The organism is Pseudomonas sp. S31 (assembly GCF_016648105.1).
Lineage (GTDB): Bacteria > Pseudomonadota > Gammaproteobacteria > Pseudomonadales > Pseudomonadaceae > Aquipseudomonas.
This window is the reverse complement of the sequence record NZ_JACVVE010000027.1, coordinates 76,665-100,152: the sequence shown is the minus strand read 5'-3', so window position 1 is coordinate 100,152 and position 23,488 is coordinate 76,665. Positions and strand designations below refer to the sequence as shown.

Genomic DNA, 23,488 nt, shown 5'->3' with positions numbered 1-23,488 from the left:
GCTCCTACATTTGTTGCAACGTACCGAACCTGTCAGGCCATGGTTGCCCGCCTTGGTGCAAGGCTTGAGACAGGCGGCCACAAAGCTGACAACCATGGCCTCACAGACATGGCCACGTTGCAACGAATGTAGGAGCGGGTTTACCCGCGAAGCGCCGCGCGGGCGGCGCTCGATGTATGCGCCACTACAAATCCCAAGCGCACCCCAAACCTCAGCGCGCCTTGAGATCCAACCGCCGTAGATGACAAGTCACCTCTTCACGGTCGTGATAAAGCTGCTTGCAAGCGATCGACACCCTGACCTTGCGCGCCTTGAACGTCGCCTCCATACGATCGAGCAAACGCCGCACCTCGGCATAACGCTGCTTCATCGGCAACTTCAGGTTGACGATCGCCTCACGGCACAACCCCTCCCCCAGCCAGGTCTCGATCAGCGAGGTCGTGCGCGCCGGCTTCTCGACGATGTCGCAGACCATCCAGTCGACCGGCTGTCGGGGCTGCCAGGTAAAGCCATCGGCCATCAGATGCTGAACCAGGCCGGTGTCCATCAGGCTCTCGGCCATCGGCCCATTGTCGATGGCCGTGACCAGCATGCCGCGGCGCACCAGCTGGTAGGTCCAGCCGCCCGGCGAGGCGCCGAGGTCGACGCCGGTCATGTCGTCGTTCAGGCGCTGCTCCCACTGCTCGCGCGGGATGAACTGGTGCCAGGCCTCCTCGAGCTTCAAGGTCGAGCGGCTGGGCGCTTCGCGCGGGAACTTCAGGCGCGGGATACCCATCGGCCAGAGCGCGCTGTTGCTCGCCTCGGCCTGGCCGAGGAATACCCGGCGGCCACTGATGAAGGTCAGCAGCAGGCGCGGTCCATGGGCTTGCTCACGCAAGCGCCCAGCCTTTTCCAGGGCCTTGCGCAGCGGCACCTCGAACTTGCGGCAGAACGTCGACATCTCCTTGCCGTCATTGCTGTCGAGCACCTCCAGCCAGACGCTGGCGAACACCGGCAACTCGACCAGGTGCTCGAGCAGCACGCTGATGCGGTCGGTTTCCGGCAGCTCGACGAAGGTGCCCCGGGCCCATTGGCGCGGGAAGATCAAATCGGCGAAGCGCAGTTCCTGCATCAGCCGTTCGGCGCCAACGGCCTCGGCGCAGACGAACTCGGCACAAGCGCTCTGCGGCTTGCCCTTGGCATAGCCGGCGATACCCAGGCGGGCGGCGTGTTCGCTGATTTCGGCGCAGACCTCACCCTCGAAACCGGGCCGGCAATGCATGAACAGGGTATTCATCTATCTCTCCACTTCGGCGGGCGCAGCACAGGCGCCGGCAGGGCGGCGATGATAAAGGAAGTTCGGAACCAGCGACACGTCCCGCCGGTCCAGAAAAGGGTCAGGCCAGACAATCCGGTCTAACCTGACCCCTTAGTTAGGTCCGTGCCGTGCGGGCCGAAACCGAGCGGTGACGCCGGCAGCGCAAAGCCGTTGCCGGGCACCGGCGCAGAAGGAGTTGGCAATGCCCTCGCTCGATAGCCTGAAAACCCTCAAGACCCTCCAGGTGGCTGACCACACCTACCATTACTACAGCCTCACCGAAGCCGCCCGGCAATTGGGCGATCTGCAGCGCCTGCCCAAGTCGCTGAAGGTGCTGCTGGAAAACCTGTTGCGCTGGGAAGACGGCCAGACCGTCAGCGGCGACGACCTGCGCGCATTGGCCCAATGGCTGGAAACGCGCCACTCCGACCGCGAGATCCAGTACCGGCCGGCGCGGGTGCTGATGCAGGACTTCACCGGCGTACCCGCGGTGGTCGACCTGGCCGCCATGCGCGCCGCCATGGCCAAGGCCGGCGGCGATCCGCAGCGGATCAACCCATTGTCTCCAGTGGACCTGGTGATCGACCACTCGGTGATGGTCGACCGCTACGCCACGCCGCAGGCCTTCAGCCAGAACGTCGACATCGAGATGCAACGCAACGGCGAACGCTATGCCTTCTTGCGCTGGGGCCAGAGCGCCTTCGACAACTTCCGCGTGGTGCCGCCGGGCACCGGCATCTGCCACCAGGTCAACCTCGAATACCTCGGCCGCACGGTCTGGACCCGCGAGGAGGACGGCCGTACCTTCGCCTACCCCGACACGCTGGTCGGGACTGACTCGCACACCACCATGATCAACGGCCTCGGCGTGCTCGGCTGGGGCGTGGGCGGCATCGAAGCGGAAGCGGCCATGCTCGGCCAGCCGGTGTCGATGCTGATCCCCGAAGTGATCGGCTTCAAGCTCACCGGCAAGCTGCGCGAGGGAATCACTGCCACCGACCTGGTACTGACCGTGACGCAGATGCTGCGCAAGAAAGGCGTGGTCGGCAAGTTCGTCGAATTCTACGGCGACGGCCTGGCCGAACTGCCCCTGGCCGACCGCGCCACCCTGGCCAACATGGCTCCGGAATACGGCGCGACCTGTGGTTTCTTCCCGGTCGACGAGGTCACTCTCGACTATCTGCGCCTATCAGGCCGACCGACGCAGACGGTGCAACTGGTCGAACAGTACTGCAAGGCCCAGGGGCTGTGGCGCGAGCCAGGCCATGAGCCTGCCTTCACCGATGCCCTGGCCTTGGACATGCACACGGTCGAGGCCAGCCTGGCCGGGCCCAAGCGCCCGCAGGACCGGGTAGCGCTGGGCCAGGTCAGCCAGGCCTTCGAGCAGTTCATCGAGCTGCAGCCCAAGGCCGCGCCGAAGGAAATCGCCCGCCTGGAAAGCGAAGGCGGTGGCGGTGTGGCGGTCGGCAATGCCGACCAGACAGACGGCGTCGACTACCTCCACGACGGCCAGACCCACCGGCTGCAGGACGGCGCGGTGGTGATCGCGGCAATCACGTCCTGCACCAACACCTCCAATCCGAGCGTGATGATGGCGGCCGGCCTGGTGGCGAAAAAGGCCCTGGAAAAGGGCCTGCAGCGCAAACCCTGGGTGAAGAGCTCGCTGGCGCCGGGCTCCAAGGTGGTCACCGAGTACTTCAAAGCCGCCGGGCTGACGCCCTACCTCGACCAACTCGGCTTCGACTTGGTCGGCTATGGCTGCACCACCTGCATCGGCAACTCCGGGCCGCTGGACGAGGCCATCGAGGCCGCCATCACCGGCGCCGACCTGACCGTGGCCTCGGTGCTGTCGGGCAACCGCAACTTCGAAGGCCGGGTGCATCCACTGGTGAAAACCAACTGGCTGGCCTCCCCGCCCCTGGTCGTGGCCTATGCCCTGGCCGGCAGCGTGCGGGTCAAGCTCGACAGCGAACCGCTGGGCACCGGCAAGGACGGCCAACCGGTGTACCTGCGCGACATCTGGCCCAGCCAGCAGGAGATCGCCGACGCAGTGGCCAAGGTCGACACCGCGATGTTCCACAAGGAATATGCCGAAGTGTTCGCCGGGGACGCCCAATGGCAGGCCATCGAGGTGCCCAAGGCTGCCACCTACGCCTGGCAGGACGACTCGACCTACATACAACATCCACCGTTCTTCGACGACATCGCCAGTGCTCCGGCACCGATCCGTGACATCGAAGGCGCACGCATCCTCGCCCTGCTCGGTGACTCGGTGACGACCGACCACATCTCGCCTGCCGGCAACATCAAGGCCGACAGCCCCGCTGGCCGCTACCTGCGGGACAAAGGCGTGGAGCCACACGACTTCAACTCCTACGGCTCGCGGCGCGGCAACCACGAAGTGATGATGCGTGGCACCTTCGCCAATATCCGCATCCGCAACGAAATGCTCGCGGGCCAGGAAGGCGGCAACACTCTCCATGTGCCCAGTGGCGAGACCTTGTCGATCTTCGACGCGGCGATGCGCTATCAGCAGGAAGGCACGCCGCTGGTGGTGATCGCCGGGCAGGAGTACGGCACCGGCTCCAGCCGCGACTGGGCGGCCAAGGGCACCAATCTGCTGGGGGTCAAGGCGGTACTGGCGGAAAGCTTCGAGCGTATCCACCGCTCCAACCTGGTGGGCATGGGCGTACTGCCGCTGCAGTTCAAGGGCGGGCATGACCGCAAGCAACTAGGCCTCACCGGCAAGGAGAAGATCGATGTGCTGGGGCTGACTGCAGGGCAACTGCGGCCAGGCATGAGCCTGCCGCTGCGCATAACCCGCGAGGATGGGCAGCCGCAGGATATCGAGGTGCTGTGCCGGATCGATACCTTGAACGAAGTCGAGTACTTCAAGGCCGGGGGCATTCTGCACTACGTGTTACGTCAACTGATCGCGGGGTGAGCGAGCCCCCCTCTGTAGGAACGGGTCTATCGGGGCGCCGAACCGCCGCGAAGCGGACAACGCGGTACACGGCACGGGCCACGGCCCGTGTTCGCGGGTGAACCCGCTCCTACAGGGGGCCTACGTAGGCTGTTAGACATACTTTCGCTAAAAATTTGCAATATAACGGTAAAAATAGCGAAATAGCGCGATTTTGCTAGCGCAAGCAGAGCAGTGGCATATTGCCATGGATCAACTCATACAAATATCCATTCAACAAACCTCCGCGCCTGCCGATATCCCTCCAAAGCCCCGCGGACATCCAACCCATGCGTAACAACCAGCCGATCACCAACCGGGAACGGACCTTCCCAGCCCAGCAGCGCCTGATCTCGACCACGAATGCCAAGGGCATGATCACCTACTGCAACGATGCCTTCATCGAGATCAGCGGCTTTTCCCGCGAGGAACTCACGGGCGCGCCGCACAACCTGGTGCGCCACCCGGACGTACCCTCGGCGGTGTTCGGCCATATGTGGCAGACCCTCAAGCAAGGCCTGCCGTGGATGGGCATCGTCAAGAACCGTTGCAAGTCGGGCGATCATTACTGGGTGAACGCCTACGTCACGCCGATCTTCGACAACAACCAAGTGGTGGGCTACGAATCGGTACGGGTCAAACCGACTGCCGAGCAGATCCGTCGCGCCGAGGCCCTCTACCTGCGTCTGAACCAGGGCAAGCCAGCCATTCCGCGGCGTGACAAATGGCTGCCGTTGGTCCAGGACTGGCTGCCGTTCATCCTGGTGAGCCAGGTCGGCTTCCTGGTCGGCAACTGGCTTGGCCACTCCTGGGGCTTCGCCCTGGCCGCCGGCCTGTCGGTACCGCTCGGGTTACTCGGCATGACCTGGCAGCAGCGCGGCCTCAAGCGCCTGCTGCGCCTGGCCGAGCAAACCACCTCCGACCCGCTGATCGCGCAGATGTACACCGACAGCCGCGGCGTGCAGGCACGCCTGGAAATGGCCATGCTCAGCCAGGACGCACGCATGAAGACCTGCCTGACCCGCCTGCAGGACAGCGCCGAGCACCTCAGCGAACAGGCACGCCAGTCCGATGCCCTGGCGCACAAGAGCTCCTCGGGCCTGGAGCGCCAGCGCGTGGAAACCGAACAAGTCGCCGCCGCCGTCAACCAGATGGCCGCCACCAGCCAGGAAGTGGCCAACCACGTGCAGCGCACGGCCGACGCCACCCAAGAGGCCAACCGCCTGACCAGCGAGGGCCGGCAGATCGCCAGCGAGACCCGTGAAGCGATCGAGCGCCTTTCGGCGGCAGTCGGTGAAACCGGCGAGACCGTGACCCAGCTGGCCAAGGACAGCGACGAGATCGGCGGCGTGGTCGACGTGATCAAGGGCATTGCCGACCAGACCAACCTGCTGGCGCTGAACGCCGCCATCGAAGCGGCGCGGGCCGGTGAAATGGGCCGCGGCTTTGCCGTGGTCGCCGATGAAGTCCGTCAATTGGCCCAGCGCACCGCTGAATCCACCGGGCAGATCCACGGGCTGATCGCCAAGCTGCAACAAACCGCGAGCAATGCCGTACTGACCATGGAAAGCGGCCACAAGCAGGCCCAGGAAGGGGTCAGCCGGGTGATGCAGGCAGACGATGCGCTGGTGGGCATCAGCGAGGCAGTGGCCAACATCACCGATATGGCCACGCAGATCGCTGCGGCCGCCGAACAACAGACGTCGGTGACGGACGAGATCAGCCGCAACATCAGCACCATCGCCCAACTGGCCGACCAGACCGCCGAGCAGGCGCAGCATTCGGCGCAGCTCAGCGAAGAGCTGAGCACCACCGCCGGCGGTCAGTACTCGCTGGTGGAGCGCTTCAACCGCTGATCCCGGTTATGTGCCTGGTGCCGCGGATCTCCTGTAGGAGCGGCCTTGCGCCGCTCCTACAGAGTTCACATCATCGATGCAAATAGCGCTCGCGTCATCCGCGTAGAGGGTCTACCAATCCAGGCTCAAGCGACTCTCGAAATAGCGCGCTTCACCCGTCAACGGATCTTCGAAGCTCAAGCTCTTGGCCAGCAGTTTCAACGGCCGCTGGTAATCGTCCTCGACATTCACCAGGTCCGGATAGAACGGATCGTTGCAGATCGCCGCCCCCAACGCTGCCATGTGCACACGCAACTGGTGGGTCTTGCCGGTGACCGGTGACAACCCGTAACGCCACAGCTCCCCCTGCTTCTCCAGCACCTCGGCCAGCGTCTCGCTGTTATCGGCACCGGCCACCTCGTGCATGCGAAAGAACGGCTCGCCATGCACCAGGCGGCTGCGGTGCACCAACGGGAATTCGCGCTCGGGCAAGGCCGCGGCGATGGCCTGGTAGCGTTTGTCGATACGGCGTTCGGGGAACAGCCGCTGGTAGGCGCTGCGCGTTTGCGGGTTGGCGGAAAACAGCACCAGGCCTGCGGTGTGCCGGTCGATGCGGTGCAATGGCACCAGGTGGGGGTTGTCCAGGCGGCGGATCAGCCGGCGCAGCAAGGTCTGCTCGACATACTCCCCGGTGGGTGTGACTGGGAGGAAATGCGGCTTGTCCGCCACCACCAGGTGCTCGTCGACATGCAGGACGTGCTCCTGCACCGGTATCGGCTTTTCGTTGGGCACCTCACGAAAATAGTGCAGGCGCATGCCCCGCCGATAAGGCAGGTCGGCGGCCACCGCGCGGCCCTCGGCATCCAGCACCCGCCCGCGGGCGAAGCGGTCCTGCCACTGCCCGCGGTCGATCGCCTTGAAATGATCGCACAGGCAATCGAGCACCGTCGCCCAGTTGCCAGGGGGCAGGCAAACCGTGCTGGCTTGCTGGTGGGCAGGATCGAACGGCGTGGTCATGGCAGGGCTCGGCAATCAGGGGGCGGTATTATCCCCTACAGCGGCCCGCCTCAACCAGCCTGGGCTTGGCTTTGCGCTTCGCAATGCGCCTTGAGCCAGCGCAGCACCTGCACCGCCTCCCAGCGGCTGGGGTCGTACAGGGCATACACCGCCCCCTCGTACCCCACCACGTCCAACCCTCGGTGGTAGCCGGCACGTTGGAACAAGGCTTCGATCTCGGCGAAGCAGGTATTGAAATGCACTTTGCCGAACGGCGTGCGGTCATCCGTCACCAGGCCTTCGAGGCGCAGCTCGAGGACGGCTTCGAGCACACGCTCTGCGGGCATGTGGTTGACGCTGTACTTGAGTTGCTCGACATTGAGCATGAGTTCATCCTGATACTGTATTTATATACAGCATACGGACTTGCCCCGGCCCGCGTCAATTCAACCCAGAAACGCCACCACCTGTTCGGCATCGAATGGCCAGAGCAACTCGGCGCCGGTATCGCAGCGGCGCAGCACCGGGATGATCAGGCCATAGCGCTCGACCATCACCTCCTGGTCGGCGATATCGACCAGCTCGACCAGCAGGCCGTGGTCGACGAAAGGCATCAGCACGGCCTCGGCCACTTCGCACAAGTGGCACCCGAGGGTGCCGAACAATTGGCATTCAGGGAGCATGGTCAGGTCCAGGTTGGCCGGGTGCAAGAGCACTATTCTAGGCTGGTCCTGGCAGCCATGCACCCGCCCTGGTTCAATCCTGGCTGGTGGCACCGATGCGGTGCAGCGACAGATCCGCGCCCTGGAACTCCTGCTCATGACTCAGGCGCAGGCCAAGCACCGTGCGCAACGCGCCATACACGGCGAAGCCACCTGCCAGGGCCACCAGCACACCCGCCAGGCTGCCCAGCAACTGGCTGGCCAGGCTGACCCCGCCCATGCCGCCCAGCGCCGCCTGGCCGAACACGCCGCAGGCGATCCCGCCCCAGACACCGCACAGGCCATGCAGCGGCCACACACCCAGCACGTCATCGATCTTCCAGCGGTTCTGCGCGGCGGTGAAGGCCCAGACGAACAGTGCCCCGGCCACCAACCCAGTGGCCAGCGCACCGATCGGGTGCATCAGGTCGGAGCCGGCGCACACCGCCACCAGCCCTGCCAGTGGGCCGTTGTGCAGGAAGCCTGGGTCGTTGCGCCCGGCCCACAGCGCCGCCAGGGTACCGCCGACCATGGCCATCAACGAATTGATCGCCACCAGGCCGCTCACACCCTGCAGGGTCTGGGCGCTCATCACGTTGAAGCCGAACCAGCCGATGATCAGGATCCACGACCCCAGCGCCAGGAACGGGATGCTCGAAGGCGCGAAGGCCACCAGGCGGCCCTCGCGATAGCGCCCGCGCCGCGCGCCCAGCAGCACTACGGCTGCCAGGGCCAGCCAGCCGCCCATGGCGTGGACCACCACCGATCCGGCGAAGTCATGGAACGGCGCGCCGAAGCGCGCCTCGAGCCAGGCTTGCACGCCCAGGTTGCCATTCCACACGATGCCCTCGAAGAACGGATAGACGAACGCCACGATCAACGCTGTGGCGCACAGCTGGGGCGCGAACCGGGCCCTTTCGGCGATGCCGCCGGAAATGATGGCCGGGATCGCTGCAGCGAAGGTCAGCAGGAAGAAGCACTTGACCAGCGCATAGCCATGGTCGGCGGCCAACTGCGGCGCCGGCTGGAAGAAACTGACGCCATAGGCGATCCAGTAGCCGATGAAAAAATAAACCAGTGCCGAGATGGCGAAGTCGCTGAGGATCTTCGATAGTGCATTGACCTGGTTCTTGTGGCGCACGGTGCCAACCTCGAGGAAGGCGAAACCGGCATGCATGGCCAGCACCAGAATGGCGCCCATGAGGATGAAGAGCGTATTGGAGCCATGGACCAATGAGTCCATCGCGCTGTGCATATGTTCCATGACGTAGGCAGACCTGCTGAAAAAGCACCACGACAGTTCAAGAACCTACATCCCTGCACCGTGTTGGTGCCAGGCGCCTGCCCTGTTTCGGTTACCTGGGCGAAGCCTGCGTGGTTTTTTCTTGGGTTTGTCCTGGATTGGGTTAAGGTTTTATCGGTATTGCCCAGGTGATGCCCTGGATCGGCGCAACCTGCGCTGGCAACGCCCCGCGAGGTAGCAAAAACGATTCTCGTAGTAAGCAAGCCCCGTACCAGCGCCGACAATGAACCTTCGGTGCCATCCATCACTCGAAATAGCCACACACACTCACAGGGAGAGCCTCAATGGCCAGCAAATCGGCAAAGACTGCTCAGGAAATCTTGATGGCTGACTTCCAGGCCTTGGTGCGCGACACCGAGAAACTGCTCGCCGACACTGCCAACCTGGCAGGCGATCAGGCGGACGAGTTGCGCGGGCAGATCCACGAGCGCCTGGCCCAGGCTCGTGAAACCCTGCAATTGACCCAGGATTCGGTACGTGAACGCGGCCAGGCAGCCCTGGGCAGCGCCGAACAGTACGTTCAGGAAAAACCCTGGCACGCCATCGGCATCGCCGCTGGCGTCGGCCTGCTGATCGGCCTGCTGGCCAATCGGCGCTAAGGAGAGCCCGATGGAAAACGACACCCTCGGTGCAGGTGCCTCGGGCAAACGCCTGGGCGCCGCCCTGTTAGGGCTGCTGCACAGCCACATCGAACTGTTCGGTATCGAGCTGCAGGAACAAAAAGGCCGCACGCTGAAGCTGTTGCTGTTCGCCGGCCTGGCGCTGGTCTTCGCCCTGCTGCTGCTGACCGCGCTGTCGGGGCTGCTGCTGGTGTTGCTGTGGGACAGCTATCGCCTGGCCGGGATCATCGGCCTGTGCGTGTTCTACGGCATCGCCGCGCTGTACTGCGGCTTGCGCCTGAAGGCGGCGGTGTTCGACGAGTCCTCGCCGTTCCATGCCACCCTCGAAGAACTCGCCAAGGATCGGGAGCGCCTGCTGCCATGAGCCTGCCTGAACTGCCGAACACGCGTAACCCGCGTGAGCTGCGCAAGGCGCTGCTGCGCCTGCGCATGGAAATGCACCGCCAGGAAATCCGCCATGAGTCGACGCAGCTGCTGCAGCCCTTGCAACGCATGCGCGGCATGGGCAGCGCGGCGCTGCACGAGGGCCTGGGCATCAAGCAGGCGCCGCTGTGGGGGCTCGGCGCCGTGGTAGCCCTAGGCTTCCTGACCGGCAAAGGCGTGCGCAGCGGCAATCTCTCGCGCCTGGTGCGCCTGGGCAGCAGCCTGCTACCGCTGCTGCGCTTGTACCTGCGCAGCGGTCGCCAGCCCTGACCTCGAACGGACCCGGCGCTTGCAGCGCCGGGTCCGACGCGGGAAGCTATGCCCATCGACCGACAGGAGATCGCGCCTTGGACTGGCAAACCCTGCTCACCCGCGAACGTCTGGGCAAAGCCCTGTACAGCCCCGAGGAACTGGGGCGCAGCCCCTTCCACAAGGATCACGACCGCATCATCTTTTCCGGCGCCTTCCGTCGCCTGGGGCGCAAGACCCAGGTTCATCCGGTGTCAAGCAACGATCACATCCACACGCGCCTGACCCACTCGTTGGAGGTCAGCTGCGTGGGCCGCTCGCTGGCCATGCGCGTTGGCGAGACCCTGCGCGAGCAACTGCCCGACTGGTGCGCCCCCAGCGACCTGGGCATGATCGTGCAATCGGCCTGCCTGGCCCACGACATCGGCAATCCACCCTTCGGCCACTCCGGTGAAGACGCCATCCGCCACTGGTTCCAGCAGGCTGCCGGGCGCGGCTGGCTCGACGACATGACGGACGACCAGCGCGCCGACTTTCTCAACTTCGAGGGCAACGCCCAAGGCTTCCGGGTACTCACCCAGCTCGAATACCACCAGTTCGATGGCGGTACCCGGCTGACCTACGCCACCCTCGGCACCTACCTCAAGTACCCCTGGAGCGCCCGACATGCCGACGCACTGGGTTACAAGAAGCACAAGTTCGGCTGCTACCAGAGCGAACTGCCATTGCTCGAGCAGATTGCCCGCAAGCTCGGCCTGCCGCAGCTGGAGGAGCAACGCTGGGCCCGTCACCCCTTGGTCTACCTGATGGAGGCTGCCGATGACATCTGCTACGCCTTGATCGACCTTGAGGACGGCCTGGAGATGGACCTGCTGCACTACACCGAGGTCGAGAACCTGCTGCTCGACCTGGTCGGCGATGACCTGCCCGACACCTATCGCCAGCTCGGCCCTGGCGACTCGCGCCGACGCAAGCTGGCGATCTTGCGCGGCAAGGCCATCGAGCACCTGACCAATGCCGCCGCCCGTGCCTTCGTCGAGCAGCAGGCAGCGCTGCTTGCCGGCCGCCTCGCTGGCGACCTGGTCGAGCATATGCACGGCCCAGCCAAGCACTGCGTGTTGCAGGCCAAGGACATGGCGCGCAAGAAGATCTTCCAGGACAAGCGCAAGACCCTGCACGAAATCGGCGCCTACACCACCCTCGAAATCCTCCTCAACACGTTCTGTGGGGCAGCCCTCGAGCAGCACGGCGGGCGTACCCCCTCGTTCAAGAGCCGCCGAGTCCTCGACCTGCTCGGCAACAACGCACCCGACCCGCACGGCTCGCTGCACAGCGCCTTCCTAAGGATGATCGACTTCATCGCCGGCATGACCGACAGCTACGCCAGCGAGATGGCTCACGAGATGACCGGGCATTCGAGCCCGCTCTGAACGGCGGCGCTGCGGCAGGGCAAGGTTGCCGCAGCGCACAAGGACGCGTGAACTTTCCTACAATAAGCCGATGTAACTAAACAAGTCAGAAAACAACTAATAAAAAGTTACTAAAATCAGTTTGATATCTCAGAAGTTCGTTTTTTTCGTAGCTCTATTTTTGATTTCTTGTAAGCCATTTCCCATATCTTGCCAACTGCCATTCCTCTTGTGCCCGGCGACTTCCAACTGAGCTATGGTGCCAGCTGCCTTTCGTCAACGCAGCAAGGAAGTTCCCTATGCACTCCGTATTCATTGTCGACGACCATCCGGTAATCCGCCTGGCCGTGCGCATGTTGCTGGAAAACCAGAACTACAAGATAGCTGGCGAATCGGACAATGGCGTCGATGCCATGCAGATGATCCGCGAGGCCCAGCCAGACCTGGTGATCCTCGACATCAGCATCCCCAAGCTCGACGGCCTGGAGGTACTGTCACGCTTCCAGTCCATGGACCTACCCTTGAAGGTGCTGGTCCTCACCGCGCAGTCTCCAGCACTGTTCGCCGTGCGCTGCATGCACTCCGGCGCGGCCGGGTACGTCTGCAAGCAAGAGGACCTCACCGAACTGCTCAGCGCCATCAAGGCCGTACTTGCCGGTTACAACTACTTCCCCAGCCAGGCGATCAACAGTGGCAGCGACAGTAGCAACCGCGACTTGCAACTGTTCCGCCAGGTCAATGACCGAGAGTTGATGGTATTGCAACTTTTTGCCCAGGGTCGCACCAACAAGGAAATTGCCCACGGCATGTTTCTCAGCAGCAAGACCGTGAGTACCTACAAGAAGCGCTTGATGCAGAAACTCCAGGTCAACTCCCTCGTCGACCTGATCGACATCGCCAAACGCAACGCGTTGGTGTGAGGCCGGAACATGCGTCTCTACGTCACCCCATTGCTGCTCGCGCTGACGCTGGTCGGGGCCGAGGCCCGGGCCGGTGCGCCCCAGCCCACACCGTACACCCTACTGCCACGCTCCACCGCCAATCCAGTCAGGCCGTCACTGAACGAACCCCAGCGGCGCTGGCTGCAAGACCATCGGCAATTGCTGCTGGGCATCTCGGCGCCGGATTATCCGCCCTTCGACATCACCAGTGGCGGACGCGACTACCAGGGGCTGAGCGCTGAATACGCGCACCTGATCGGCAACGCGCTGCAGGTGCCGATACAGGTCATGCGCTATGCCTCACGCGATGCTGCGGTCACCGCGCTCAAACGTGGCGAAATCGACCTGCTCGGCAGCGCCAATGGCTACGAGGCGGCAGTCGATGGCCTCGCCCTTTCACGCCCCTACGCGGTCGACCAGCCGGTACTGGTCACCCGCGAGGACGAGGCTCGCCCCCTCGACACCGGGCTAGCCGGCATGCGCCTGGGCATGCTCGACCACTACCTGCCCGGCCAGGAAGTCCACACCCTGTACCCCAATGCCCGGCTGATGGCATTCGGGTCGTCGACCCAGGCACTCAATGCCGTCGCCTTCGGCCAGGCCGATGTGTTCATCGGCGACACCATCTCCACCCATTACCAACTCAATCGCGGCCACTTGCCAGGCCTGCGCATGGCCAACTTCAGCAAGCACGAGGCGGTGGGTTTCGGCTTCGCCATGCGCGCCCAGGATACGCTGCTGCGAAACCTGGTCGACATTACCCTCGACAGCCAGCCCAGCGCCGTGCATAGCAGCATCTTCAAGCGCTGGAGCGCCGGCAGCGACCTGTTGCTGACCGACCGCCAACTGCAACTCACCCCACCCGAAAACCAGTGGTTGCTCCAGCACCCGGTGATACGCGTGGCCATCGACGAGACCGCCGCACCCGTGTCGTTCTTCGATGTCGGCGGGCATTTTCGCGGAGTCACCGCCGACCTGCTTGAACTGATTCGCCTGCGCACCGGCCTGCGCTTCGAGGTGCAACGTGCCAGCGGCACCGCCGACATGCTGGCACGCCTCGACAGCGGCCGGGTCGACCTGATCGCCGCGCTGGCCAGCGACAACCTCGGCGACATGCGCCTGCGCATCAGCCGTGCCTATCTGGAGAGCACCTATGTGCTGATCACCCGTGACGACCAGCAGCAGGTCGCTTCGCTGGACGACCTGCGTGGGCGACGCATCGCGATCACCCGCCACAGCACCCTGGACGAGTTGCTTTCCCGTGACCATCCAGAAATCGGCTGGATCGAGACCGAAAACACCTATTACTCGGTATCGCTACTCGAGACGGGTGCAGTCGATGCGGTGATCACCACGCTCATCGATGCCAACCATGCCGTGAGCCGCGATCCCGAGCTGGTGATCCGCAGCGCCATCGCTACCGAGCCTGCCAGCTTCGCCATGGCTACCCGTGCCCAGGACACCGCCCTGGCGTCGGTCCTCGACAAGGCCCTGGCGAGCATCTCGCCAGAGGAGCTGGGCGTCATCAACCATCGCTGGCGCGGCTATGGGCCGCCGGACGACAAGCGCTGGCAGCGGCTGCGCCACTTGGCGGGCCAGGTATTGCTGGGCACCGCCCTGCTGCTGTTGCTGGCGCTGGCCTGGAATACCCGGCTGCGTCGCCAGATCCGCCAGCGCAAGCAGGCCGAACGGGCGCTGGGCGATCAGCTGGCGTTCATGCGCGCACTGCTCAACGGCACCCCTCACCCCATGTATGTGCGCGACCGCGACGGCCATCTGCAAAGCTGCAACGACAGTTACCTGGAGGTTTTGCAAGCCAGTGCCGAGGAGGTGATCGGCAAACGCCTCGGGCAGAGCCCGTTCTGTGATCCGACGCATACCCGGCAGATCGAAGCCGACTACCAGCGCGTCATCCAGGCGGGCACACCGCTGATCCTCGACCGACCGTTGCAGGTCCATGGCCAAGACATGACTATCTACCACTGGATCCTGCCCTACCGCGATTCGCTGGGCGAGGTCCAGGGCGTCATCGGCGGCTGGATCGACATCAGCGAGCGCCGCCAACTGGTCCAGGAGCTGCGCCAGGCCAAGCAGCAAGCCGATGACGCCAATCGCGCCAAGAGCACATTCCTGGCGACCATCAGCCATGAGATACGCACCCCGATGAATGCCCTCATCGGCATGCTCGAACTGGCCTCCATGCGCGCAGAGCAGGGCCAGCTCGACCGCACCGCGCTCGACGTCGCCTACCACTCGGGCCGCGACCTGCTGGGCTTGATCGGCGACATCCTGGACATCGCCAGGATCGAATCCGGCCATCTGTCGCTGGCGCCGGAGCCGGTCGACGTGGCGGCACTGGTCGCTTCGGTAGGCCGAGTGTTCGAAGGCCAGGCCAGGCAAAAGGGCCTGGTGCTGGAGGCAGAAGTCGCACCCGGCGCCTGCTGCCACGCCCTGCTCGACCCCCTGCGGCTCAAGCAGATCCTGTCCAACCTGGTCAGCAATGCCATCAAGTTCACCGAGCACGGCTACGTGCGCATCCAGGCCAGCGTCGTCGAGGGGTGCGCCGAAGCCGGGCCGAACCTGGTGCTGGAGGTCCGCGACAGCGGCATTGGCATCCACGACGATGACCGGGAGCGCCTGTTCACCCCCTTCGCCCAGGCCAACCCGCACAGCCAGGGAGCCCTTGCCGGCACCGGCCTGGGCCTGGCCATCTGCCGCAGCCTCACCGAGATGATGGGCGCGACCCTGCTCCTCAAGAGCCTGCAAGGTGTCGGCACCCAGGTGCGCCTGTCGCTGCCGCTGTGCCGGGCCGAGCCACCGGCAACCGATACCCGGGCAGTGCAACACCTGGCGTCACCCGACCCGAGCCTGCAAGTCCTGGTGATCGACGATCACCCAGCCAACCTGCTGCTGATGACCCACCAGCTCAACCACCTGGGCCTGCAGCAGACCACCGCCAAGGATGGTCGCGAAGGCCTGGAGAAGTTCCGCGAAGGCCAGTTCGATGCGGTGGTTCTCGACTGCAACATGCCGCGCATGAACGGCTACCAGCTGGCCCGGGCGATACGCGCCTACGAGCGCAAGCACGGCCAGCCGCCTTGCACCTTGCTTGGCTACACCGCCAATGCCCAGCCCGAGATTCGCCAGCGCTGCCTGGACGCCGGCATGGACGATTGCCTGCTCAAGCCCATCAGCCTGGCCACCCTGTGCAAGCATCTGGCGCGGGTACTGCCACTACGACTGGAACGGCCAACGCCAGACCGGCCGTTCGACCTCGAAGGCCTGGGACGCGTCGTCGGCCTGGACACGCAGGACCGCGAGCGCTTTCTCGACACCGTGCGCCAGAGTCTGCGCGAAGACTACACCGCGCTGATGGTGCTGATGGCGGAACGTGATGGCGAAGCACTGGTCGAGCAGGCGCACAAGATCCTCAGCGTGGCGCGAATGCTGGAGGCGCAAGCGATGATGGCGGCCTGCGAGGCCTTGCAGGAAGAAGGGCTGGGCGTCACGCAGTTGAAGGTGCGTCGCCAGGCACTTGCGCGGCACATGCGCCGGGTGGAAAAAGCCCTGGCCCGACCGTTGCAGGTCGGCCCAGGGCTTTGATGGAACGGCGCCGCAGGCATGGCAGCCAGGCGCCGCTCCAGCGGGATCAGGAAGCCGGGTTGATCGGCTTGTCCGGATACCAGGCGTCCAGCAGCGGGCTGACTTCGATCTTGGTCAGTTCGCTACGGCCCTTGAGCCAAGCTTCGACGGTGGCACGCTGCTCTTCGCTGACCGAGCCACGCTTGGCCGAGCAGACCAGGCCGAAGTCATCGCCGCCGACGTAGTCCAGGCCGTTGGCATCCATGGCGTCAGCCAGGAACGCATCGAGGAAGGCGTCGATGGCTTCGTCGGACAGGTCTTCCTTGAAATCCAGGTTCAGTTCAAAACCCAGCTCCTGGAATTCATCGACGCACAGCTTCTTGCGCAGACGACGGGAACGGTTGGTAGCCATGAAACAATCCTCTTGAGTATTAACGCGCGGCACTTTACCAGTTTCCGCTGCCATTCGGGCCTTTTCCGTCGAACAGGGTTCACCGCGGCCACGCTTGGGGCATAATGCGCACTATATTTCGTCCTGGGGCCATCATTCCTTACAGCCCCAATGTCTTTCTCCCTCGTCCGCAGGGTATTTATCACACATGATCAAATCGCTCCGTCCTCTCTTTCTTGCCAGCCTGCTGTTGCCGCTGGCACTCCCCAGCCAGGCCGCTGCCGTCAACACTACCCTGCCCCCCAAGGTGCAACAGGCCCTGAAGGCCAACAAGCTGCAGGACAACGCCCTGTCGCTGGTGATGCTGCCACTCGACGGCCCAGGTACCGCCACGGTGTTCAATGCCGATGCGTCGGTCAACCCGGCCTCGACCATGAAGCTGGTCACCACCTACGCGGCACTCGAACTGCTCGGCCCGACCTTCCAGTGGAAGACCGAGTTCTACACCGATGGCACGCTGAGCAACGGCGTGCTCAACGGCAACCTCTACCTCAAGGGTGGCGGCGACCCCAAGCTGAACATGGAAAAACTCTGGTTGCTGATGCGCGACCTGCGCGCCAACGGTGTGCGCACCGTCACCGGCGACCTGGTGCTGGACCGCAGCCATTTCGTGCAGCCCAACCTGCCCCAGTTCGATGACGACGGCGGCGACGTCAACAAGCCGTTCCTGGTAAAGCCCGACTCGCTGATGGTCAACCTCAAGGCATTGCGCTTCGTGACCCGCAACGATGGCGGCAAGATCACTGTCGCCGTCGAGCCGCCGATCGCCAGCATCCGCATCGACAACCAGGTCAAGCCCGTGGCGTCCAAGCAGTGCAGCGGTGATGTGCGCTACAACCCGGTGACCCAGGCCGACGGCATCACGGTGACGGTCAGCGGCCAGCTCGGTGACGGTTGCAACTCCCAGACCTACCTGTCGCTGCTCGACCACCCGACCTACGCCGCCGGCGCCGTGCGGGCGATCTGGAGCGAACTGGGTGGCAGCATCCAGGGCCGCGACCGCGTCGAAAACGTGCCAAAGAGCGCGCGCCTGCTGGCGCGGGCCTTCTCGCCCGACCTGGTCGAAGTCATTCGCGACATCAACAAGTACAGCAACAACACCATGGCCCAGCAGTTGTTCCTGAGCCTGGGCGCGCAGTTCCGCACCGATGCCGATGGCGACGACGCCCGTGCCGCGCAGCGCGTGGTACGCCAGTGGCTGGCCAAGAAGGGCATCACCGCGCCGCACCTGGTGATGGAGAATGGCTCGGGCCTGTCGCGGGCCGAGCGGGTCAGCACCCGCGAGATGGCGGCGCTGCTGCAGGCGGCCTGGAAGAGCCCATATTCGGCGGAGTTCATCAGCTCGATGCCGCTGGTGGGCATGGACGGCACCATGCGCAAGCGCCTGAAGCGCACGGCGATGACCGGCGAAGGGCACATCAAGACCGGCACCCTGAACACGGTGCGGGCGATTGCTGGTTTCAGCCGCGACAACAATGGCCACACCTGGGCGGTGGCGGCGATCCTCAATGACCCGAAACCCTGGGGCGCCTCGCAAGTGCTCGACCAGGTGCTGCTGGACCTGTACCGCCAACCGAAAGCGGCCGACAGCACGGCGGCCAACTGACCCGCGCCTGTTGTCTCCAGGGTCGTCGCGGGTCCAGGCAGGACCCGCAGCGCCCGGTTCGCGGGTAAATCGCAGCGGCGAAGCGCCGCGCCTACACGGCAGGTGTCAGCCCACCCCACCCTCGACCCGGTCGCGCCCAGCCTGCTTGGCCGCATACACCCCGGCGTCGGCACGCAGCAGCAACGCATCGGCGCCCTCCCCGGGGCGCCAGCCCGCCACACCGAAACTCGCCGTGACCTGGCACACGTTCTCCACCGGCATCCCCCGCACGCTCTGCCACAGCTCCAGCGCCAGCATGCGCGCCTGCGCGGCACTGGCGCCCGGGCACAGCACCATGAACTCCTCGCCGCCCAGCCGGCAGAACACATCGGTACGCCGCAGGCGATGGCCGATACGCTGGCACAGGCTGCGTAGCACCTGGTCGCCCGCCGCATGGCCGAAGCGGTCGTTTATGCGCTTGAAATGGTCGATATCGAGCATGATCACCGCCAGTTCCGTACCGTCGCGCTGCGCTCGATCGAGCTCGGCCTTGAGGCGATCCTGGAAATAGCGACGGTTGTGGATGCCGGTCAGGGCATCGGTGACCGACAGGGCACGCAACTCTTCCTCGACCCGCTTCAGATCGGAAATGTCGGTCAGGTAGCCATGCCACAGCGTGAAATCGTGCTGCGCCCCGCCTTCGGGCGTCGCCTCGCCCCGCACCCAGCGCAGGCCCGCACGTGGCAGGCAGACCCGATATTCCTCGCGCCACGGCGTCAGGTGCTCGGCCGAGTAGCGCACCGAACGGCGCACGCGCTCCAGGTCGTCGGGGTGAATACGCTCGAACACCGCCGAGGCGTCCTCACGCAGCACCTGCAAGTCGACCTCATAGATGTCGTACAGCCCCTCACTGGCATAGGGAAAACACGAATGGCCGTCGGCATCCAGGCGATACTGGTAGATGCCGCCCGGCACCTCGTCGCTGAGCTTTTCCAGCAGGCGGTCGCGTGAAGCCAGGGCTTCGTGCACCCGACGGCGCTCGGTGACATCGATGCAGATCGCCAGATACCCCACCCACAGGCCCTGCTCGTCGATCACTGCAGTCACCAGCATGTTGGCCAGCAGCTGGCTGCCGTCCTTGCGCAGCAATGTCCATTCCATGGGCTCGCCACTGCCCTCTTGCAACAACGCCTCGCATTCGCGCCCATGGCGCAGGTGCAAGGCATGGGCGCGGCTGTCGAGCTCGCTGGGCAACACCAGAGCCTCCAGACGCATCTGCCCGACCACGTCGCTGGCGGCATGGCACAGCATGCGTTCGGCGCCGGCGTTGAAGGTGGTGATCAGGCCCTTGAGGCTGGTCGCGATGATCGCCACCTGGGTGGCGGCATCGAGCACACTGCGCAGTTGGTTGTGGGTGTCGCGCAACGTCTGCTCGCTGATCCGCAGCTCGGCGGTACGCTGCTCGACCACCGCCAGGGCCCGCTGTCGCTGGCTGAACAAGCTGTAGAGCAAGGCGCTGAGCAGCAGGCTGAGCAGCCCGCCGAGCACAGCGAGCACCAGCGCGACAGCAGAGCGGTTGGCATTGAAGAAAACCAGGCTGGGGCGGATGTCGAGCCGGTAATGATGGTCGGCCAGGTGCAAGACGTAGGCGCTGGACAATGACAACGGCGCCAGCGCATTACCCGAGTCGAACAGCACCTCGCCACCGCCCAGGCCGGAGGGATCGACCACCTTCACCACCAGGTTGTCGTCAGCCGGCCCGGATAGCCCCTCGCCCAGCAGCTGACGCATGCTCAGCACCGCCATCACGTAGCCCAGCGGCGGGCTCTGATCCTGGTCCTCGGCGAAAACCGGCGCGACCATCAGCACCCCCCGAGTGTGCTCCGAGGGCATATTGATCAGGTCCAGGGGGGCCGAGACGGCCATGCTGCCCGGCGTGGAGGCGCGCGCCAGGGCCGACTGGCGCATTGGCTGGCCGGCCAGGTCGAGCCCGTAGGGTTGCTCGAGCAGGTTGGCTGCCTGACTGTAGAACACCGGGAAATGCACCGTGCGTGCCGGTGCCGGCTGCCAGTTGCCCTGGGCATCCCGATCGCGGATCACATAGGCGCGGCCCAACCAGGCACTGGCTTGGCGCTCGAACGCCTCGCGCTGCCCCTGCTCGACCCGCGGCGCCCACGAGTAGGCCTGGGTGCGCTGCAGCAGCGGCCGTGCGAAGCCATCGAATTCGTGAGGGGTGATGACATCGGAATAGTTGAAGAAGCGGCGCAGGCCGTCCAGGCGCTGCTCCTGCCCATCGAGCCGCTCGGCCAGACGGCTATAGCGCTCGCCCGCCAGCGACTCGAAACGCTGGCGCAGCTTCTGCTTGTACAGATCCTGCGCCCCCAGGGCGAGCGCCGCCGAAAGCAAGCCACCCGCCACCAGCACCACCAGCGCCACACCCCAGGCCGGCGGGTTGAACCTGCCTTGACCGGGCCACTTCGCACGCACCTTGGACATAGCACCATCTCGTCACGTCAGCGTCCTGCGAAATTATCTCGGCCCTGAGCAAGTTATAGCTATTGGCCATCAGTCGCGCAAGCCCGCGCCTCTCAGCGCAGCTGCAGGCGCCAGGCGCGGTGGATGCGATTGTTGCGAGCGAAGTCCGGGTCCAGGGTCTGGGCGCTGATTTCCTCCACGGCGTAACGGGCCATCAAGTGCTCGTCGAGCTGGAACTTGCGGAAGTTGTTGGAGAAATACAGCACGCCGCCAGGCGCCAGGCGCGCCATGGCAAGGTCCAGCAACTGCACGTGGTCGCGCTGCACGTCGAACACCCCTTCCATGCGCTTGGAGTTGGAGAAGGTCGGCGGGTCGATGAAGATCAGCTCGTAGCTGTCGCGGTTGGCCTCCAGCCAGGCCATCACGTCACCCTGCTCGAGACGGTTGCGCTCGGAAAAGCCGTTCAGCGACAGGTTACGCCGGGCCCAGTCCAGATAGGTCTTGGACAAGTCGACGCTGGTGGTGCTGCGGGCACCGCCCTTGGCCGCATGCACGGTGGCGGTAGCGGTGTAGCAGAACAGGTTGAGGAAACGCTTGCCAGCCGCCTCGCGCTGGATGCGCATGCGCATAGGCCGGTGGTCGAGGAACAAACCGGTGTCGAGGTAGTCGGTGAGGTTGACCAGCAGCTTGACGCCACCCTCGACGACCTCCATGAAGCGCCCTTCGGTGCCCTGGCGCTCGTATTGACGGGTACCGCTCTGGCGCTCGCGACGCTTGAGCACCACGCGCTGTGGGTCGACGCCCAGCGCCTGGGGTATCGCCGACAAGGCGTCGAGCAGGCGCGCCTGGGCTTTTTCCGGGTCTACCGAACGCGGTGCCGCGTATTCCTGCACATGCACCCAGTCCTGGTACAGGTCGACCGCCAGGGCGTACTCGGGCATGTCGGCATCGTACACGCGGTAGCAGCCGACCTGCTCGCGGCGCGCCCATTTGCCGAGCTGCTTGAAGTTCTTCTGCAGGCGGTTGGCGAACATCTGCGCGCCTTCCGAGAGGCGCGCCGGTTCGCTGGCGATGGCCTCGCGGCTACGTGGCTGGTCATCGTCGGCCTGGGCCTCGCGGCGCTCGCCGGTGACGAACTGGTCAGGCTGCACCTTGAACAGCAGCAGCTTGCACGGCAAGGCGCCGTTCCAGAACGCGTATTGCTTGTGGCTGCGGATACCCATGCGCTTGCCCAGCTCGGGCGCGCCGGTGAACACCGCCGCTTCCCACCCCATGCAGGCCTGGCGCAAGCGTTCACCAAGGTTCTGATAGAGGTACAGCAGGCTGGCTTCATCGCCCAGGCGTTCGCCATAGGGCGGGTTGCTGATCACCAGGCCTTTCTGGTTCTGGTCTGGACGCGGCTCGAAGCTGGCGACCTCGCCCTGGTAGATCTTCACCCAGTCGCCCAGCCCGGCGCGCTCGACGTTGTTGCGCCCCGGCTGGATCAGCCGTGGGTCGGCCTCGTAGCCGCGAATCCACAGCGGCGGCTTGGCCAGGCCGGCCTCGGCACGCACCTGGGCTTCGTCATGCACCTTGCGCCACAGCGCCGGCACATGGCCGAGCCAGGCGGTAAACCCCCAGCGCTCGCGCTTGAGGTTGGGAGCCATGTCGGCCGCGATCATCGCCGCCTCGACCAGGAACGTACCGACACCACACATCGGGTCGGCCAGCGCCCCGCCGGCGGCGGCGATGCGCGGCCAGCCGGCGCGGATCAATACCGCGGCGGCGAGGTTTTCCTTGAGCGGCGCGGCGCCCTGCTGCAGGCGGTAGCCGCGCTGGTGCAGGCTGTGGCCAGACAGATCGAGCGAAAGGATCGCCTCGCCGCGGTCCAGGCGCAGGTGCACGCGCACGTCCGGGTCGATTTTTTCCACCGACGGGCGCAGGCCTTCGCGGTTGCGCAGCTTGTCGACGATGGCGTCCTTGACCTTCAGCGCGCCGAAATGGGTGTTGTCGATGCCCGAGCCGTGGCCACTGAATTCCACTGCCAGGGTGCCATCGGCCGCCAGGTGGTCGGCCCAGTCGACGGCATGCACGCCGTCGTAGAGATCGTCGGCGTTCTTCATGGCGAAGCGCTTGAGCACCAGCAGCACGCGGTTGGCCAGGCGCGACCAGAGACACAGGCGGTAGGCGGTTTCCATGTCGGCGGCGCCGCGGATGGCCGAGGTGTGCTCGCGCACATCCTCCAGGCCCAGGCCCTTGGCCTCTTCGGCGAGCAGGCCTTCAAGGCCTTTGGGGCAGGTGAGATAGAGTTCGAAACGGTCCGACATGAGTTTTCCAGAGCCTTGGGCTGTTTGTGTGACGAGGCGACGCATCGCCTTGCCGATGTTTGCCCGAACGCTTTTCCTGCAAGCGTCCGGGTGGCTGCCGCTACGCACGCTGCGCAACGGTCAGGCCGGGCCGCCTGGTGCATTTGGCTGCCTGCCGGGTGGCAAAGACAGCTTAGATCATCAGGCAGTACGAATAATTTCCGGTGACACGGGGCGGATGTGACCCTTCGTCGCATTACCAGATATGTCCTTGTAAGCCATGGCAACCATGGCAAAACGCCAATGACCTCGAGCAAACCCCGGCCATAGGCGGCTCAAGGGTTGGCGAGGTTGAATCACATTTATTTACTTAT

At 64.8% G+C, this 23,488-nt stretch carries 17 protein-coding genes; 9 read left to right on the top strand and 8 right to left on the bottom strand.

Going from position 1 to position 23,488, the window contains the following annotated elements; all coding sequences use genetic code 11:
• Nucleotides 1-211 precede the first annotated feature (211 nt).
• The gene (rlmM, locus tag IAE37_RS19520; protein WP_201176133.1) at nucleotides 212-1,276 is read right to left on the bottom strand and encodes a 23S rRNA (cytidine(2498)-2'-O)-methyltransferase RlmM; all 1,065 of its coding nucleotides are present in this window, start codon (nucleotides 1,274-1,276) and stop codon (nucleotides 212-214) included.
• A gap of 223 nt (nucleotides 1,277-1,499) precedes the next feature.
• On the opposite strand from rlmM, the gene acnA reads away from it, so the two are divergent.
• On the top strand, nucleotides 1,500-4,241 hold the full coding sequence (gene acnA / locus IAE37_RS19515; protein ID WP_201176132.1) for an aconitate hydratase AcnA: 2,742 nt from the start codon (nucleotides 1,500-1,502) through the stop codon (nucleotides 4,239-4,241).
• 308 nt (nucleotides 4,242-4,549) lie between these two features.
• Nucleotides 4,550-6,115, top strand: coding sequence for a methyl-accepting chemotaxis protein (locus tag IAE37_RS19510; RefSeq protein WP_201176131.1), 1,566 nt, complete (start codon nucleotides 4,550-4,552; stop codon nucleotides 6,113-6,115).
• Between the two features lie 111 nt (nucleotides 6,116-6,226).
• On the opposite strand, the gene IAE37_RS19505 is transcribed toward IAE37_RS19510, so the two are convergent.
• The 4 genes from IAE37_RS19505 to IAE37_RS19490 form a co-directional block, all read right to left on the bottom strand.
• Nucleotides 6,227-7,111, bottom strand: coding sequence for a pseudouridine synthase (locus IAE37_RS19505; RefSeq protein WP_201176130.1), 885 nt, complete (start codon nucleotides 7,109-7,111; stop codon nucleotides 6,227-6,229).
• A gap of 50 nt (nucleotides 7,112-7,161) precedes the next feature.
• Nucleotides 7,162-7,476, bottom strand: coding sequence for a transcriptional regulator (locus IAE37_RS19500; RefSeq protein WP_201176129.1), 315 nt, complete (start codon nucleotides 7,474-7,476; stop codon nucleotides 7,162-7,164).
• Between the two features lie 60 nt (nucleotides 7,477-7,536).
• Nucleotides 7,537-7,773, bottom strand: coding sequence for a glutaredoxin family protein (locus IAE37_RS19495; RefSeq protein WP_201176128.1), 237 nt, complete (start codon nucleotides 7,771-7,773; stop codon nucleotides 7,537-7,539).
• Nucleotides 7,774-7,846: 73 nt separating this feature from the next.
• Nucleotides 7,847-9,055, bottom strand: a complete 1,209-nt coding sequence (locus IAE37_RS19490; RefSeq protein ID WP_201176127.1) for an ammonium transporter — start codon at nucleotides 9,053-9,055, stop codon at nucleotides 7,847-7,849.
• A 323-nt stretch (nucleotides 9,056-9,378) separates the two neighbouring features.
• Between IAE37_RS19490 and IAE37_RS19485 the strand changes: the two genes are divergently transcribed.
• The 6 genes from IAE37_RS19485 to IAE37_RS19460 all read left to right on the top strand — a co-directional run bounded on the left by IAE37_RS19485 (nucleotide 9,379) and on the right by IAE37_RS19460 (nucleotide 16,339).
• Nucleotides 9,379-9,693, top strand: coding sequence for a DUF883 family protein (locus tag IAE37_RS19485; protein ID WP_201176126.1), 315 nt, complete (start codon nucleotides 9,379-9,381; stop codon nucleotides 9,691-9,693).
• Nucleotides 9,694-9,703: 10 nt separating this feature from the next.
• Entirely contained in the window at nucleotides 9,704-10,078 is a 375-nt protein-coding gene (locus tag IAE37_RS19480; RefSeq protein ID WP_136913664.1) for a phage holin family protein, read from the top strand.
• Nucleotides 10,075-10,407 (top strand): hypothetical protein, encoded by a 333-nt coding sequence (locus tag IAE37_RS19475; RefSeq protein WP_201176125.1) that lies wholly within the window; start codon nucleotides 10,075-10,077, stop codon nucleotides 10,405-10,407. The genes IAE37_RS19480 and IAE37_RS19475 overlap by 4 nt, the downstream gene beginning before the upstream one ends.
• Before the next feature lie 77 nt (nucleotides 10,408-10,484).
• A complete protein-coding gene (locus IAE37_RS19470) occupies nucleotides 10,485-11,816 on the top strand; it encodes a deoxyguanosinetriphosphate triphosphohydrolase (RefSeq protein WP_201176123.1) in 1,332 nt (443 codons plus the stop codon).
• Nucleotides 11,817-12,094: 278 nt separating this feature from the next.
• Nucleotides 12,095-12,715, top strand: a complete 621-nt coding sequence (locus tag IAE37_RS19465) for a response regulator transcription factor (protein ID WP_201176121.1) — start codon at nucleotides 12,095-12,097, stop codon at nucleotides 12,713-12,715.
• A gap of 9 nt (nucleotides 12,716-12,724) precedes the next feature.
• Nucleotides 12,725-16,339, top strand: a complete 3,615-nt coding sequence (locus IAE37_RS19460; protein ID WP_201176119.1) for an ATP-binding protein — start codon at nucleotides 12,725-12,727, stop codon at nucleotides 16,337-16,339.
• Nucleotides 16,340-16,385: 46 nt separating this feature from the next.
• Here the strand turns inward: IAE37_RS19460 and IAE37_RS19455 are convergent, their stop codons facing one another.
• Nucleotides 16,386-16,730 (bottom strand): YggL family protein, encoded by a 345-nt coding sequence (locus tag IAE37_RS19455; protein WP_201176117.1) that lies wholly within the window; start codon nucleotides 16,728-16,730, stop codon nucleotides 16,386-16,388.
• 187 nt (nucleotides 16,731-16,917) lie between these two features.
• On the opposite strand from IAE37_RS19455, the gene dacB reads away from it, so the two are divergent.
• Complete coding sequence (gene dacB / locus IAE37_RS19450; RefSeq protein ID WP_201176116.1) at nucleotides 16,918-18,375, top strand: D-alanyl-D-alanine carboxypeptidase/D-alanyl-D-alanine endopeptidase; 1,458 nt, start codon at nucleotides 16,918-16,920, stop codon at nucleotides 18,373-18,375.
• 105 nt (nucleotides 18,376-18,480) lie between these two features.
• On the opposite strand, the gene IAE37_RS19445 is transcribed toward dacB, so the two are convergent.
• Together IAE37_RS19445 and rlmKL are read right to left on the bottom strand one after the other, a co-directional pair.
• On the bottom strand, nucleotides 18,481-20,850 hold the full coding sequence (locus IAE37_RS19445) for a sensor domain-containing diguanylate cyclase (protein ID WP_201176115.1): 2,370 nt from the start codon (nucleotides 20,848-20,850) through the stop codon (nucleotides 18,481-18,483).
• A 92-nt stretch (nucleotides 20,851-20,942) separates the two neighbouring features.
• A complete protein-coding gene (gene rlmKL, locus IAE37_RS19440; protein WP_201176114.1) occupies nucleotides 20,943-23,135 on the bottom strand; it encodes a bifunctional 23S rRNA (guanine(2069)-N(7))-methyltransferase RlmK/23S rRNA (guanine(2445)-N(2))-methyltransferase RlmL in 2,193 nt (730 codons plus the stop codon).
• Nucleotides 23,136-23,488: the final 353 nt, after the last annotated feature.